Raw genomic sequence first — 16,444 nt, 5'->3', positions numbered from 1 at the left:
TGGGTTAATCAGCCAAGGCCAGCATGGCCAGATTCACAGTACTGCCAAGGCGAAGACATGCGCGTTCTCCTGCTCTTCCTGACATTTCTGCTGGCCGGCCCGCTGCAGGCCAACCCGTTCGAGACCAAGCCCGACTTCCTGCCGGTCAACCAGGCTTTCGTCCTGACCCATGACCGCCAGGCCGACGGCCAGATGCGCCTGAACTTCCAGATCAAGGACGGCTATTACCTCTACCAAAAGCGTCTGAAGTTCGACGGCCTCGCGCCTGAACAACAGCCACAGCTCCCTCCCGCCGAAAACCACCATGATGAGTTCTTCGGTGACAGCGCGGTCTACCGCCACCAACTCCAATTGCTGATACCCGCCACTGCCCAGGGCCAATTGCGCCTGGGCTGGCAAGGCTGCGCCGATGCAGGCTTGTGCTACCCGCCTCAAACCACCGCCATCGACCTGGGTGGCCAGGCGGTGCCGGCTTCGGATCAAGCCACTGACCAGGCCCTGGCCAGCGACCTGCAACAGGCCAGCCTGGCGTGGAGCCTGCTGGCGTTCTTCGGCCTTGGCCTGCTGCTGGCCTTCACGCCCTGTTCGCTGCCGATGCTGCCGATCCTCGCCGGGCTGGTCCTGGGCAATGGCGCCAGCGCCCGCCGTGGCTGGCTGCTGGCGGGGGTCTATGTACTGAGCATGGCGCTGGTCTATGCCGGCCTCGGCGTGGTGGCCGCCCTGCTCGGCGCCAGCCTGCAGGCCTGGCTGCAACAACCCTGGTTGCTGGGCAGCCTGGCAGCGTTGTTCGTGATGCTCGCCCTGCCGATGTTCGGCGCCTTCGAACTGCAACTGCCTGCCGCCCTGCGCGATCGCCTGGACCGGGCCGGCCAAGGCACCCGTGGTGGCAATGTGTATGGCGCAGCCCTGCTCGGCGCGCTCTCCGGTCTGCTCATGGGGCCCTGCATGACCGCACCGCTGGCCGGCGCATTGCTGTACATCGCCCAGAGCGGCGACGTGCTGCAAGGGGCGTTGGTGCTGTTCAGCCTCGGGCTGGGCATGGGCGTCCCTCTGCTGTTGCTGGTCACCCTCGGTAACCGCTACCTGCCCCGCCCCGGCGCCTGGATGAACCTGGTCAAGGGGCTGTTCGGTTTCGTCTTCCTGGCCATGGCCCTGTACACCTTGCGCAGCCTGCTGCCGGCCCCGTTGCTGCTGGCCCTGGGTGGCGCCTGGTTGATCGCCCTGGCCTGGGCCGCCTGGCCGGCCCTGCACCGTTTGCCGGCCCTGCGCGCGATCCCCTTGCTGGGTGCGCTCTGGGGCGGGCTGTTGCTGGTCGGCGCGGCCGCTGGCGGCGACGATCTGTGGCAACCCTTGCAGCCCTTTGCCGGCAGCGGCGTGCAAAGCGCGGCCAAGGCCGAGGACGCCTTCGTCACTGTCAGCCAGCCCCAGGATCTGCAACGCGAACTGGACGCTGCCAAGGCGCGTGGCCAGTGGGTCATGCTGGACTACTATGCCGACTGGTGCGTGTCGTGCAAGGTGATGGAGAAACAGGTATTCGCCCGGCCCGATGTGCTTGCCGACCTCGCCAGCGTGCACCTGGTGCGCCTGGACGTCACCGCCGACACGCCCGCCAGCCGCGAGTTGCTGCAACGCTACCAGGTGCCAGGCCCGCCCAGCCTGATCTGGATCGGTCCGGAAGGCGACGAGCGCCGAGCCCGGCGCATCACCGGTGAAGTGGATGCCGCAGCCTTCAAGCAACACTGGGCACAGACCAGGAGCCAAGGCTGATGCTGACTGTGACCCTGGGGCCACTGACCATGGCCCTCAACCACCTGCTACTGCTCGCGGCCCTGGCCGTGGCCAGTGTCGTGGGCTGGTGGGTGGCCCGGCGCGGCGGTGAAAGCCCCGAGTCGGCGCTGTTCAACCTGTTCCTGCTGGGGCTGCTGTGTGCCCGCGCAGGTTTCGTCCTGGCGTACTGGCCGATGTTCCGCGACGATCCGCTGCAGGCGATCGACATTCGCGACGGCGGTTTCCTGCTGTGGGCCGGCCTGATCGGCATCGTCATCGGCGCGCTGTGGCAGGGCCGGCGACATCCGGGCCTGCGTCGGCCACTGGGCTGGGCGCTGCTGAGCGGTGCGGTGTTCTGGATCCTTGCCAGCCTAGGCAGCCATCTCTACAGCAAAGGCACCGAGTTGCCGACATTGAGCCTGCGCAATGCCGGCGGCCAATCGGTGGCACTGCACGATTACCGAGGCAAGCCGCTGGTGATCAACCTCTGGGCCACCTGGTGCCCACCGTGCCGTCGGGAAATGCCTGTGCTGCAACAGGCCCAGGACGAGTACCCGCACGTGACGTTCCTGTTCGTGAACCAAGGCGAGACGCCGGAGAACGTCAGCACCTTCCTGGCCACCACCGGCTTGAGCCTGACCCACGTGCTGTTCGACGGTAGCGGTCAGCTGGCCCAGCAGGTGGGCTCCATGGCCCTGCCCACCACCTTGTTCTACACCGCCGAAGGGCGCTTGATCGGCAGTCACCTGGGCGAGTTGTCCCGGGCCAGTCTGCACCGCGCCCTGGAACCTTTCGAGCAGGCCAACCTGCCCGCCTCCGCCGCACAAGGAAATTGACATGCGATTGAATGCCCTCCTGCCCCTTGCCCTCATGGCTTTCACGGCCCCCGCATTGCAGGCTGAAGAGTTGCCCAAGGCCATCGAGCAACTGCAAGCCAAGGGCGCCGAAATCAAAGGCACCTTCGATGCGCCCAATGGCCTCAAAGGCTATGCCGCTGCCTACCAGAACAACGGCATCGCCCTGTACCTCACCCCCGATGGCAAGCACGTGCTGGTGGGCAGCCTGTTCGACGAACAAGGCAAGGACCTCAGCGCCGAGCCGCTGGAAAAACTCGTGTATGCCCCGATGAGCAAAGCGATCTGGGCGAAGATGGAAAAATCCGCCTGGATCGCCGACGGCAGGGACGACGCACCGCGCAAGGTGTACCTGTTCAGCGATCCCAACTGCCCGTACTGCAACATGTTCTGGGAGCAGGCGCGGCCTTGGGTGGAATCGGGCAAGGTGCAACTGCGCCACATCATGGTCGGCATCATCCGCGAGGACAGCCCGGGCAAGTCAGCGGCGCTGTTGGCTGCCAAGGACCCGGCCAAAGCGCTGCAACAGCATGAGAAAGCCGGCAAGGCGAGCACCCTCAAGCCGCTGGAGACCATCCCCGAGGCGGTGCGTCAAAAGCTGGAGGCCAACATGGCCTTGATGGAAGAGATGGGCTTGGCAGCGACCCCGGCGATCTTCTACCAGAATGACAAAGGCCAGTTACAGAGCCAGCAAGGCGCGCCGCGGCCCGAGATGCTCGGGCAGATTCTGGGCAAGCGCTGAACAGTAGCCTGCCCAGCCCCCTGATGCGCGGGTAAAACCGCCCCCGCAGGCACCGTGGTTGTGAGAACACCGCAGTGTCTGCCAGAGCGGGCTTCCCGCGAAGGGGCGCAACGCGGCCCCTACACCTCAAAGCGCCTCCAACTCCGCCATCAGGTCACTGAGCCGGTCGACCTTGCCCTCATCCAGCGCGCTGCCCTCCAGCGCTCGCACGTATTCGGCCAATGCCTCCACCGTGTTGCACTCGAACATCGCCCGCAGCGGCACATTCAGTTGCAACTGTTGTTGCACACGCGAGGCGATCTGGGTTGCCAACAATGAATGCCCGCCCAACTCGAAGAAGTTGTCGTGCACCCCCACGCGCTCGACCTTGAGCACATCGGCCCAGATCCCCGCTAGCTTGTGCTCCAGCTCGTCGCGGGGCGCCAGGTAGTCCTGGCTGTGCTGCGCGCCGATGTCGATCGCAGGCAGGGCCTTGCGGTCGAGCTTGCCGTTGGCGTTGTGGGGCAGGTTCGCCAGCCAGGCCCAGTGCAGCGGCACCATGTATTCCGGCAACTCGGCGCGCAGACGCGACTTGAGCTGCTCCAACAGCACGGCATCGGCCGCCACGCCCTGATGCGCCACCAGATAGCCGACCAAGTGCTTGCCGTTGATGCCTTCCTGTACGCCCACCGCCGCATCGCGAATCTCGACCTGCTCATGCAGACGGGCTTCGATCTCACCCAGCTCGATGCGGTAGCCGCGGATCTTCACCTGGTGGTCGATCCGGCCCACGTACTCGAGCACACCATCGACCCGGCGCCGTGCCAAGTCGCCCGTGCGGTACAGACGCTCGCCTGGGGCACCGTAGGGGTGAGGGATGAAAGCCAGCGCCGTGCGCAGCGGGTCCCCCACATAGCCACGCCCCACGCCGGTACCGGCCACACACAACTCGCCCACCGCTCCCAAGGGCACCAGCGCCTCGGTCTCGTCGAGCAAGTACAGTCGGTTGTTATCGGTCGGCGTGCCAATCGGCAGGTAGCTGCCGCGGGTAGATGCAGCATCGACCCGGAAGAACGCCACATCGTCCGAGCACTCCGCCGGGCCATAGGCGTTGACCAGCCCGATGTGCGGATAGCGTTGCAACCATTGGGCGGCCAGCTCCGGAGGCATGGCCTCACCGGTTGGCAGCATCCAGCGCAGGCCCTCGAGTGCCCGCTGCTCGCTGGCGAGCATGCCCTGGATCAGCGAAGGCACACTCTCGAGCACCGTGATGCCAGTGGCCTGCACGTGCGCCAGCAGGCCTTGTGGGTCGTGGGCGATGGCGTTCGGCACGATCTGCACCCGGGCGCCGAACAAGGGCGCTGCGAGGAACTGCCACACCGAAATATCGAAGCTCTGGGACGCGGTCTGGGCGATCACGTCGTGCTCGTCCAACTCCAGGTACGGCACCTTGCTCAACTGGTTGTTGAGCATGCCGCGTTGCTCGACCATCACCCCCTTGGGCAGGCCGGTGGAGCCGGAGGTATAGATCACGTAGGCCAGGTTGTTGGGCGCGCTGTAGATGCCTGGGTTGTGACTGGCCATGGCACTGGCTTGCACCTGCTCCCATACCAGCAACGTCGGCCTGGCGACCCCGGAGATCTCATCGAGCAACTGACGCGCCTGCTCGGCGCACGCCGCCGTGCACACCAGCACCGGCGTACGGCTGAGTTCGACGATGCGCTGCAGGCGCGCAGGCGGCAGGCCCGGGTCCAGCGGCAGATAACCACCGCCGGCCTTGAAGCAACCGACGACCATGCCCAGCAGCGGAAGACCACGCTCGGCGAGCAGCGCCACCGGCTGATCGACGGCCACGCCCGCGGCGATCAAGGCATGGCCCAGGCGGTTGGCCACAAGGTTCAGCCCGGCGTAATCGCAGGACGCGTCCAGGCAGCGAGCGACCGTGCGCTCAGGGTGCGCGGCGACCCGCGCCTCGAACAGCTCGACATAGCTCTGCTCCAGCGCATAGGCGTGTTCGGTGCGGTTGCAGTCTTCCAGCAGGAAGCGTTGCTCGGCTTCGCCAAGCAACGGCAGTTCGGCCACATCACCGTCAAAGCCGTCTACAAGCGCCAGCAGCAGGCGCTTGAACTCGGCCAACAAGCGCTCGACGGTGGCGAAGTCGAAGTAACGCTGGTCGAACGACAGGTGCAGGCCCAAGTCGTCGCCCGGGTAGCACACCGCCGTGAGCGGGAAGTTGGTGTGGGTACGGCCCGAATCGGAGCTGGCGTTCAATTGCTGGGCATGGTCCAGCACGGCGGTTTCCACCGGGGCGTTCTCGAACACGAACAGGCTGTCGAACAGTGGCTGGCCCTTGGGCAGTTCGCTGCACTCCTGGATCGCTACCAGCGGCAGGTACTCGTACTCGCGCAGTTCCATATTGCGCTCAAGCAGGCTTTGCAACCATTGCCCCACGCGCTGACGCTGGCCCGGCTCGGGCAGTCGCACACGCAGGGCAATACTGTTGATGAACAGGCCGACAGTGCGCTGCATCTGCGGCAGGCTGACCGGGCGGCCGGCCACGGTGACGCCGAAGACCACGTCGCGCTCGCCGCTGTAGCGGGCCAGCACCAGCGCCCAGGCCGCCTGGGCGAAGGTGTTGATGGTCAACTGATGGGCCTGGGCCAGCTCGCGCAGTCGCACGCCGTCGCGCACGTCCAGGCGGGTGTAGCAGTCGCCGACGATCATGCCGTTGCCCGCATGGTCATGGCGCAGCGGCCGGTCGCTAGGGATGGCCGTGGCGCGCTCGAAGCCTGCCAGGTTGCGCTGCCACCACTGGCGCGCCTCACCCAGGTCCTGGCGTTGCAGCCAGCCGATGTAGTCGCGGTAGCGCGGCGGCACCGGCAACTGAGCGGCGCGCCCCTCGCCCAGGGCCTGGTAGAGCGCGAAGAAATCGTTCATCAGCAACGAACGGCACCAGGCATCGATGAGGATGTGGTGGTTGCTCATCATGAACCAGTAGCGGTCGTCAGCAACCCGTACCAGCCGCAGGTGGAAAGGAGCCTCGCGCAGCAGGTCGAAGCCGGCTTCGCGCTCCTGCTTGTGCAGCGCTTGCAGGCGCGCCTCCTGGGCCGCGTCGTCAAGACCGCGCCAGTCTTGGTAGTCCAGCGGCGTCTTGCCTGGTTTGTGGATGATCTGCAGCATCGCTTCGCCGGCGTTCCAGCTGAACGATGCTCGCAGGGCCTCGTGGCGCGCCACCACGGCCTGCCAGGCCTGGGCGAAGCGCTCGTGATCCAGGGCGCTGTGGATGCGGTAGCGGTCTTGCATGTAATAGATGCCTGTGCCCGGTTCCAGCAAGGTGTGCAGCAGCAGGCCTTCCTGCATGGGCGTGAGCGGGTAGACATCCTCGATCTGCGCTGCCGGAACCGGCAAGGCGTCGATCTGCGCCTGGGTCAGGCGAGCCAGCGGGAAATCCGAAGGCGTGAAACTGCCGGTGCCGTCGGCCAGGCAATGGCCGACCAGGGCCAGCAGCTCCTGGCGATAGGCCTCGGCCAACGCGGCGATGGTCGCCTCGTCATAGCGCTCGGTGCTGAAGGTCCAACGCAGTTGCAGGGCACCGCCATACACCTGGCCATCGACGCTGAGCCAATTGGGCAGCGGCGCATCCAGGTCATGGGCCAGGCCTGCCGGCGCATCCAGCGGCTGGAACAGCTCGGCACTGTCGAACTGCTGGTCGAATTGACCCAGGTAATTGAAGGTGATGCGCGCCTGGGGCAAGGCGGCCATGGCTTCGCGCCCGGTGGTGTCGGCCAGGTAGCGCAGCACACCATATCCCAGCCCCTTGTGCGGCACCTGGCGCAGTTGTTCCTTGATGCCTTTGATGGCCGCGGCGACGTCCTGTTCGGTGTCGCCCAGTTGCGGCGTCAGGCACAGCGGATAGGCATTGGTGAACCAGCCGACGCTGCGGGTCAGGTCCATGTCCTCGAACAGGCCGTCACGACCATGGCCTTCCAGTTGCACCAGTACCTGGCTGTCACCGCTCCAGCGGCACAGGGTGCGCGCCAGGGCGGTGAGCAGCAAGTCATTGACCTGGGTCCGGTAGGCCGCAGGTGCCTGTTGCAGCAACTGGCGGGTCTGCTCCTCGTCCAGGCCGATGGCCAAGGTACGGGCATGGCGGTGCAGGTTGCCGCCCTGGGGATGATCGCAGGGCAGTTCGCGATGGGCAGTACCGAGCTGATCCTGCCACCAGCCAAGCTCGTCACGCAGCGAGTCGCTGCCGGCATAGCTGACCAGGCGCGCGGCCCAGTCAGCCATGGCGTGGGTCTTGGCCGCCAGTGGCTGGCCGCGGTAGAGCGCCTGCAGGTCCTCGAGCAACACGCGCCAGGACACACCGTCCACCACCAGGTGATGGATCGCCAGCAGCAAGCGCTGGGCGCCCTGCCCGTCGGTCACCAGCAGCGCACGCAGCAATGGGCCTTCGGCAAGGTCCAGGCTGCGCTGTACATCGGTGTACAGCGCCTGGCAATTCTCGAAATCCGCCACGGTGGCGACCCACAGTAATTGCTGACCCGGCGATTGGACGTACTCGGCCTGCCAATGCCCGTTGGCCTGGGTAAAGCGCAGGCGCAGGCTGTCGTGATGCGCCACCAGCGCCGCCAGGGCATGCTCCAGCGCCTGAGTCTGCAACGGCTGACGGACCTCCAGCAGCACGGCCTGATTCCAGTGTTGAGGGTGAACGATCTCGCTGTCGAAGAACCATCGCTGGATTGGCGTCAGGGCGCTGCTGCCCTGCCGAGCGCCCTGCTCGATGCCGCTTTGCGCCTCGCTACGGCTGACCACGGCGGCGAGCGCCTGGACAGTCTGGTGTTGGAACAGATCGCGCGGGGTGAACTGCAAGCCCAGCTGGCGGGCGCGACTGACCACCTGAATCGACAAAATCGAGTCGCCCCCCAATTCGAAGAAGTTGTCCTGCACACCGATGCGGGCAACGTTGAGCACCTCTTGCCAGACCTGCGCCAGTTGCTGCTCCAGTTCGTTGGCCGGCGCCTGATAGTGCTGGCGTGCCTGCTCGATGTCCGGCGCCGGCAAGGCGCGGCGATCGAGCTTGCCGTTGCCCATCAGCGGCAGGCTGCTCAGCAGCACCAGGTGCGCAGGCACCATGTAATCCGGCAGGTGCTGCCGGGCATGGGCCTTGACCGCCTCGCGCAGGGCCGCCTGGGTGTCGGCGTCAGCACTGGCCTGTGGGCAGACCAGATAGCCCACCAATTGCTTGCCCCCCGGCAGGTCCAGGGCGACGACCACGGCTTCATCGACAGCGGCATGGGCCTGCAGCTGGCTTTCGATCTCGCCCAGTTCGATACGGAAACCACGGATTTTCACCTGCTGATCGGCACGCCCCACATACTCGACCAGACCATCGGCGCGCAGGCGTACCAAATCCCCTGTGCGGTACAGACGACCGCCCTCCTGACTGAACGGGTCGGCGATGAAGCGCTCAGCCGACAGCCCCGGACGATCGTGATACCCCTGGGCAAGACCGGCGCCCCCAATGTACAGCTCACCGATGCCGCCCTGAGGCAGTAACGCCAGGTCATCATCCAGAACGTAAGCCGTGCGCGCCCCGATCACCCGGCCGATCGGCACGCTGCCCGCATCCGCCGGCAACTGCTGCGGCGCAAGGCAGGCCAGCGGCATGACCACGGTTTCAGTCGGCCCGTAGGCGTTGAAGAACTGCTGTGGCAGGAATGCCTGGCGGATTCGCTGCAGATGCTCCCCGGTCAATGCTTCGCCCCCGGTGATCACCAGGCGCACCGGCAACTGCTCGTGCTGCCCGAGCAGGTACTGGGCCAACTGGCTACCGTAACTGGGGGTAAAGCCCAGGATGCTCACCTGCTGCGCGCGCACCAGCTGGCAGATCTCTTCGGCACCCCACTGGCCCTGGCCACGCAGCACCACCCGAGCGCCGCACAACAGCGGCGCCAGCAGGCGCTCAGTGGCGGCGTCGAAGTTGATCGAATAGAAGTGCAACTCGCAGTCGTCGCTGCGCATGCCGAAGGCCGCGATCACCGCCTGGCAATGCATGGCGATTTCGCCATGGCTGACCACCACACCCTTTGGTTGGCCGGTGGAGCCTGAGGTGTAGATCAGGTAGGCCTGATGCTGCGGCAGGTTGAGGTTGTCCAGTGGCGCATCGCTGTAATGCGCAAGCGACGCGGCATCGTCTTCCAGGCACCATTGGGCCACGCCTTCAGGCAGCCCCCCTATGGCATCGAACAGAGCACGCTGCCCGAGCAGCAGGCCGAGTCGGCTGTCCTCGATCATGTAGCGCAAGCGGTCGAGGGGATACTCCGGGTCCAGCGGCACATAGGCACCGCCGGCCTTGAGGATGGCAAGCAAGCCCACGACCATTTCCAGCGAACGCTCCAGGGCAAGGCCCACCCGCACCTGCGGCCCGACGCCACGTTCACGCAGGGCGCGGGCCAGGCGGTTGGCCTGCTGGTCCAGTTCAGCGTAGGTCAGGTGCTGGCCGGCGAAGGTCAGCGCCCGGGCCTGAGGGCTGCGCGAAGCCTGCAAGGCGAACAGGCCATGCAGGGTCTGGTCGAGCTCGAGGCCTTGCTCACCCTGCAACTGGCCGACCAGCGCGTGCTGCTCAGCGTTGCTGAGCATCGGCAGCTCGCACAGGCGCGAGCCCGGGGCATCGATCAGGCCGACCAACAATTGCTGCCAGTGCTCAGCCATGCGGGCAATGCGCGGCTCGTCGAACAGGTCACGGCTGTAGGTCAGGCAGCAGCCCAGGCGACCGTCCAGGTCAGTCACCTCCAGGTAAAGGTCGAATTTGGTCGCACTGGCGTCGTTGACCAGGTAATCCACGCTCATGCCCGCCAGTTCGCGGCTTTGCTGGAAGGCCCAGCGCTGGACATTGCACATCACCTGGAACAACGGGTTGTAGGCGCTACTGCGCGGGGGCTGCAAGGCCTCCACCAGCTGGTCGAATGGCAGGTCCTGGTGCGACTGGCCATCGATCACGGTGCGACGGACCTGTTCGAGCAATTGGCTGCCGGTCATTTGCCCATCGAGCTCGCAACGCAGCACCTGGGTGTTGAGGAAGGCGCCAATCAGCCCTTCGCTTTCCGGGCGGACACGGTTGGCCATCGGCGCGCCGATGCGCAGGTCGCGCTGACCGCTATGGCGGTGCAGCAAGGCGGCCAGGGTGGCGGTCATGGTCATGAACAAGGTCAAGCCATGCTGGCTGTTGAAGGCATGCACACGTTCGACCAGCGCGGGGTCGAGGTCGAAGCGGTACAGCTCGCCACGATGGCTCTGTACGGCCGGACGCGGACGGTCCGAAGGCAGCGCCAGCACCGGATGCTCGTGACCCAGGCGGGCTTTCCAGTAGGCCAGTTGGCGGGCTGCTTCTCCGCTTTCGAGCCACTGGCGCTGCCAGACGCTGTAATCGAGGTACTGCACCGGCAGCGGCGCCAGGGGCGACTCGCGCTCATCGACGAAGGCCTCGTACAGCTCGCCCAGCTCACGGGCGAAGATGTCCATGGCCCAGCCTTCGGTGACAATGTGGTGCAGGGTCAGCACGAAGTAGTGTTCGCGCTCACCGGTCTTGACCAGGCAGGCGCGCAGCAACGGGCCGCGCGCCAGGTCGAACGGCAGGTGCGCCTGCTCATCGGCCAGTAGCTGCAAGCGCTGCTGGCGATCTTCGCCCTGGAGCGCGGAAAAATCATGCCACTGCACACGCAGCGGGCTGTCTTCGGCCACGCACTGATATGGCACGCCGTCGATCTCAGGGAAGGTCGTGCGCAGGGTCTCATGGCGCACGACCAGGGCCTGCAAGGCCCGCTCGAAGGCATCCACATGCAACACGCCGCCCAGGCGCGCCATACCGCCGACGTTGTAGGCCGGGCTCTCCGGCGCCATCTGCCACAGCACCCACATGCGCTGCTGCGAATACGACAGCGGCACTGCCTGGCGCCGATCGACCCGCTCGATGACGCCTTGCCGGTTGTGCTCGCCGGCGGCCTGAATGCGCTCGATCTCGGCGCAGAAGGCGCCCAGTTCGCTGGCCTCGAACAAGGCCTTGAGCGGCAGCTCGACGTCGAGCGCCTGGCGGGTACGCGAGACGATCTGGGTGGCGAGCAGCGAGTGGCCACCGAGGGCGAAGAAGTCATCCAGAAGACCGACCCGCGGCAGATTCAGCACCTCACGCCAGATCGCCGCCACCTGTTTCTGCACAGCGCTTTGCGGCTCGACATGACCGCGTTGCTGCCAGACCGGTGCCGGCAGTGCCTTGCGATCAACCTTGCCGCTCGGCCCCAGGGGCATCTGTGCCAGGTGAATCAGTTGCGCCGGCACCATGTAGGTCGGCAGGCGCTCGCCCAAGGCTGCGAGCAGCGCCTCGGACTGTTCGACACCGCTGTAGTAGCCGACCAGCTGCGCACCGACGGCATCGGGGTGGACCAGCACCAAGGCCTGGTCGACGCCCGGCTCGGCCAACAGGCAGGCCTGGACCTCCTGGGGCTCGACACGAAATCCTCGCACCTTGACCTGTTGATCGAGGCGGCCGAGGTATTCCAAGGCTTGCAGCGGCAACAGCCAGCGGGCACGGTCGCCACTGCGGTACAGCCGCTCGCCGTTGCCATCGGGCTGGGGCACGAAGCGTTCGGCGGTCAGCCCAGGACGGCCCAGGTAACCACGGGCCAGTCCCGCGCCGCCCAGGCACAACTCGCCCGGTACGCCCGGCGCGGTCAGTTCCAGCTCGTCATCCAGCACTCGGCACAGCACGTTGCCCAGCGGCCGGCCGATCGGCGAGCGTTCGCCATCCTGCGTCTGGCAATGCCAGTGGGTGACGTTGATGGCGGTCTCGGTCGGGCCATAGCGGTTGTGCAACTGCACCTGCGGCAAGACTTGCAGCACGCGGTCACGCAGGTGCGCCGACAGCGCCTCGCCGCCGGAGAACACCCGGCGCAGGCTGGTACAGCTCGCCGCCAGCGGCTCCTGGACAAACACCTGCAGCAACGGCGGGACGAAATGCAGCGTGGTCACGCCATGGGCCTGCACCAGCTCGGCGATACGCCGCGGGTCGCGGTGCTCGCCAGGGCCGGCCAGTACCAGCGTGCACCCCTGGATCAACGGCCAGAAGCACTCCCACACCGATACGTCGAAGCTGATCGGTGCCTTCTGCATCAGCACGTCGCTGTCGTCCAGCGCGTAGGTGCCCTGCATCCATTGCAAGCGCTCAGCCAACGCGGCATGGGTGTTGCCCACGCCCTTGGGCTGGCCGGTGGAGCCTGAGGTGTAGATCACATAGGCCAGGTTGTCGCCGTCCAGGTGCAGGCCTGGGGCATGGCTCGGCCAGCTGTCCAAATGCAGCTGATCCAAAGCGATGGCACTGACGCCCTGGACCTGCGGCAGGCGTTCGAGCGTGGCGCTGTGGCTGAGCAGCAGTGCGGCGCCACAGTCGCTGAGCATGTAAGCCAGGCGCTCGGTCGGGTAATCGACATCCAGCGGCACATAGGCGCCACCGGCCTTGAGGATGGCTAACAGACCGATCATCAACTGTGGCGAGCGTTCCAGGGCGATGGCCACGCGGGTGTCCGGGCCGACGCCCTTGTCACGCAGGTAGTGGGCCAGGCGATTGGCCTGCTGGTGCAGGCTGGCGTAGTCGAGACTGCCACCTTCCCACACCAGCGCCGTACGCTCCGGTGTGCGTTGGCCCTGGTCGGTCAGTTGCTCGACCACCAGGCGCTGGGCGCTCGGCGCAGGCGCCTGCCCCCATGCCAGCAGTTGCGCATGGCCTGCGTCGTCGAGCAAGCGCACCTCGCCCAGCACGCGCTGCGGGCAGGCGCAGACTTGCTCGAGCAGGGTCAGCAGGTGCCTGGCCAGACGTTCGATGGTATCGGCCTCGAACAGCTCGGCGGCATAGTCGAACGCTAGACTCAAACGCCCCTGGTGATCCTGCTCGCTGTGCAATTGCAGGTCGAACTTGGCCTCGCGGCTATGCCAGGGCAATTCTTCGGCGAGCAGACCAGGCAGGCGGCGCAGCGCCGAAAGATCACGCTGCTGATGATTGAACATCACCTGGAACAGCCCCTGCTCGCGGGCATCTGGCAGCGCCTCGAGCAATTGCTCGAACGGCAAGTCCTGGTTGGCCTGGGCCAGCAGTGTGGCCTGGCGCACCTGGGCCAGTAACTGATTGAACGGCAGGCGGCCATGGAGTTCGGCGCGCAGCACTTGGGTGTTGATGAAAAAGCCCACCATGCCCTGGGTTTCCAGGCGCGGGCGGTTGGCGTTGGGCACACCGACGCGGATATCGCCCTGACCGGTGTACCGGTGCAACAGGCCTTGCCAGGCGGCCAGCAGGACCATGAACAGGCTAGCCTGCTGCTCGCGGGCCAACGTGTCCAGGGCAGTGGCCAGCGTGGCGGGCACCTTCACGCTCAGACGCGCGGCGCGATGGGTGCGCTCAGTGGCGCGCGGATGGTCGGTGCACAGGTCGAGCACCGGCAATTCATCGCCCAGTTGCGCCTTCCAGTGGTTCAACTGCCGCTCACCTTCGCCGCCGGCCAACCATTGGCGCTGCCAATGACCATAGTCGGCGTAGCCCAGCGGCAGGGGCGCCAGGTTGGCCTGAAGGCCTTGGCAATGGGCGGCGTACAGCTTGGCGAATTCGTCGAGCAGGATGTTCAACGACCAGCCATCGGCAACGATGTGGTGCAGGGTTACCCAGAGCTGGTGGTCCTCATCGCCCAGGCGCGCCAGCGTGACGCGCAGCAGCGGTCCTTGGGTGAGGTCGAACGGCTGCCGCGCCTCGGCCTCGCGACAGGCCAGGACCTGCTCGGCGTCCGCCCCTTGCAGATCCGTGCGGTGCAGCTCGAAGGTCGCCTCGGGCAAGACCTGCTGCATGGCCTGGCCGTCGACCTCGCAAAAATGCGTACGCAAGGACTCGTGACGTGCCACCAGCGCCTGGAAGCTCGCCTGCAGCGCCGACTCGTCCAACTCACCCCGCAGGTGCAAACCGGCAGGGATGTTATAGGCCGCCGACTCCGGCGCCAGCTGCCACAGTAGCCACAGACGGTTCTGCGCCAGCGATTGCGGCAGAGCCTTGCCACGCCCCAGAGCATCGATGGCCGCGGACGCGGTGCCACCTTCGGCCAGGCTCGCTGCCACCGCAGTGCTGTAATCGGCCAGGGTCGGCGACTCGAACAGCGTGCTCAGGCTCAGGCCAACACCCAGTGCGTCCGCCAGGCGAGCGGTCGCCTGGGTGGCGGCGATGGAGTTGCCGCCCAGCAGCAGGAAATGATCGTCCGGTGCCACCGTTTCGACCTTGAGCACTTCGCGCCAGATGGCCGCGATGCGCTCCTGCAGCTCACCACCTATCGCCTGCGCAGCCACAGGCGCTTCGACAGTCGGAAAACGTGCATAGCAGTCCAGGCTGCCATCGGCCATGCGCAGGCGGCAGGCCGAGCGCTGGAGCTTGCCACTGGAGGTCTTGGGCAAGGCGCCGGGGTTGAGCAGCAGTACCACCGCAGGTGCCTGGCGGCAGGCATCGGCAATGACCTGGCGCACAGTACGGATCAGGTCCTGAGGTTTGATGACCTTCTGCACGTTGCGGCTGATCTCCACCGCCACGCCGATACCCTCTTCCCCCTGGTCGTCCACGGCGAATACCGCGACACGGCCTTTACGCAGCCCTTCGACCTCGCGTTCAAGGGTCTTTTCAAGGTCCTGTGGGTAGAGGTTCTGGCCCCGAACGATGAGCATGTCTTTCAGGCGCCCGGTGACGAACACCTCGCCATCACGCATGAAGCCCAGGTCCCCGGTGCGCAGCCAGGTCTGGCCGTCCTGCTCGACAAAGGTGCGTGCGGTGGCCTCTGGGTTGCGCCAATAGCCCTGCGCGATGCTCGGCCCTGCAGCCCACACTTCGCCGATGCGGTTATCGCCCAACACCGCCAGGCGCTGCGGGTCGACGATGCGCACGGCGTGGCCGGGCTGCGGATAGCCACAGCTCATCAGTACACTGCCCTGGCCAGGTTCGGCGCGATTGGCGGCGAACGCCTCGGCGTCCAGGGCCATGGCAGCGATGCCCTGGCCCCGGCGGCTACCGCTGACGAACAGCGTCGCCTCGGCCAGGCCGTAGCTGGCAAAGAAGCTGCTCGCCTCGAATCCACATGCACTGAACTTGTCCGCGAAGGTCTGCAGGCTGTCCTGGCGAATCGGCTCGGACCCTGAATACGCCACCCGCCAACGGCTCAGATCCAGGCCAGCCAGGGCCGCCTCGCTGACCCGCTCGCTACACAGGCGGTAGGCGAAATCCGGACCACCGCTGATGGTGCCGCCGTAGTCGCTGATCGCCTGCAGCCAGCGCTGTGGCCGGGCAAGGAAATAGCCCGGCGACATCAGCACGCAGGGCACGCCGCTGAAGATCGGTTGCAAGAGCCCGCCGATCAGGCCCATGTCGTGGTACAGCGGCAACCAGCTGACGATCACGTCGTCCGGGTTCAGGTCGATGCCAAAGCCCTGACGGATCAGTTGCTCGTTGGCCACCAGGTTGCCATGGCTGACCTGCACGCCCTTGGGCAAGGCAGTCGAGCCGGAGGTGTATTGCAAGAAGGCAATGTGCTCACCGGTCAGCACCGGCTCGCGCCAGTCGGCCGCCAGCGCCGGGTCCAGACAGTCCACGGCCAGCAGGCCAGGGGCGCCCTGCTGCGCCAGGGCATCGAGGCCCTGCAAGCTGTCGCGCAAGGCGTCGACGGTGAGCAGCAGGCGCGGCTGGGCATCGTCGATGATCGATAGCAGACGCTCCTGGTGATGGCGCCGCGAAGATTCCGGCGGATACGCCGGCACGGCAATGACCCCGGCGTACAGGCAACCGAAGAACGCCGCCACGTAGTCCGGGCCACTGGGAAACAGCAGTACCGCCCGGTCGCCAAAATCGGTACGCGCCTGCAGCGCCGCGGCAATGGCCCTCGCTCGCAGATCCAGCTCCTGATAGCTGAGCACGGCCTGCTCGCTTGGATCATCGGCTAGAAAGCGCAAGGCGATCCGGTCGGGGGTCCGCGTGGCGCGCTGCGCCAGGGCGTGGACCAACGAGAGCGGGAGTTCGAAGGCGTCCATCATG

The 16,444-nt window shown here is 66.3% G+C and carries 4 protein-coding genes; 3 read left to right on the top strand and 1 reads right to left on the bottom strand.

All coding sequences use genetic code 11. The annotated features are described in order from the left end of the window. Positions 1 to 57 precede the first annotated feature (57 nt). The 3 genes from dsbD to dsbG are packed head-to-tail and all read left to right on the top strand — an operon-like array spanning position 58 to position 3,363. Positions 58 to 1,767, top strand: coding sequence for a protein-disulfide reductase DsbD (dsbD, locus tag AB1N67_RS08035; protein ID WP_182818338.1), 1,710 nt, complete (start codon positions 58 to 60; stop codon positions 1,765 to 1,767). Further along, positions 1,767 to 2,603, top strand: coding sequence for a TlpA disulfide reductase family protein (locus tag AB1N67_RS08030; RefSeq protein WP_043212321.1), 837 nt, complete (start codon positions 1,767 to 1,769; stop codon positions 2,601 to 2,603). The genes dsbD and AB1N67_RS08030 overlap by 1 nt, the downstream gene beginning before the upstream one ends. Before the next feature lies 1 nt (position 2,604). Next, on the top strand, positions 2,605 to 3,363 hold the full coding sequence (gene dsbG, locus AB1N67_RS08025) for a thiol:disulfide interchange protein DsbG (protein WP_197853279.1): 759 nt from the start codon (positions 2,605 to 2,607) through the stop codon (positions 3,361 to 3,363). 126 nt (positions 3,364 to 3,489) lie between these two features. Here the strand turns inward: dsbG and AB1N67_RS08020 are convergent, their stop codons facing one another. After that, complete coding sequence (locus tag AB1N67_RS08020; RefSeq protein WP_367863657.1) at positions 3,490 to 16,443, bottom strand: non-ribosomal peptide synthetase; 12,954 nt, start codon at positions 16,441 to 16,443, stop codon at positions 3,490 to 3,492. Position 16,444: the final 1 nt, after the last annotated feature.

It is taken from the genome of Pseudomonas guariconensis (genome assembly GCF_040822035.1).
Taxonomy (GTDB): domain Bacteria; phylum Pseudomonadota; class Gammaproteobacteria; order Pseudomonadales; family Pseudomonadaceae; genus Aquipseudomonas; species Aquipseudomonas guariconensis.
This window is presented reverse-complemented; position numbering and strand designations above follow the sequence as displayed.

What these genes read in the sequence shown, in the direction of transcription:
- dsbD (WP_182818338.1), top strand. Translation starts at nt 58, where the DNA reads ATGCGCGTTCTCCTGCTCTTCCTGACATTTCTGCTGGCCGGCCCGCTG.
- AB1N67_RS08030 (WP_043212321.1), top strand. Translation starts at nt 1,767, where the DNA reads ATGCTGACTGTGACCCTGGGGCCACTGACCATGGCCCTCAACCACCTG.
- dsbG (WP_197853279.1), top strand. Translation starts at nt 2,605, where the DNA reads ATGCGATTGAATGCCCTCCTGCCCCTTGCCCTCATGGCTTTCACGGCC.
- AB1N67_RS08020 (WP_367863657.1), bottom strand. Translation starts at nt 16,443, where the DNA reads ATGATGGACGCCTTCGAACTCCCGCTCTCGTTGGTCCACGCCCTGGCG.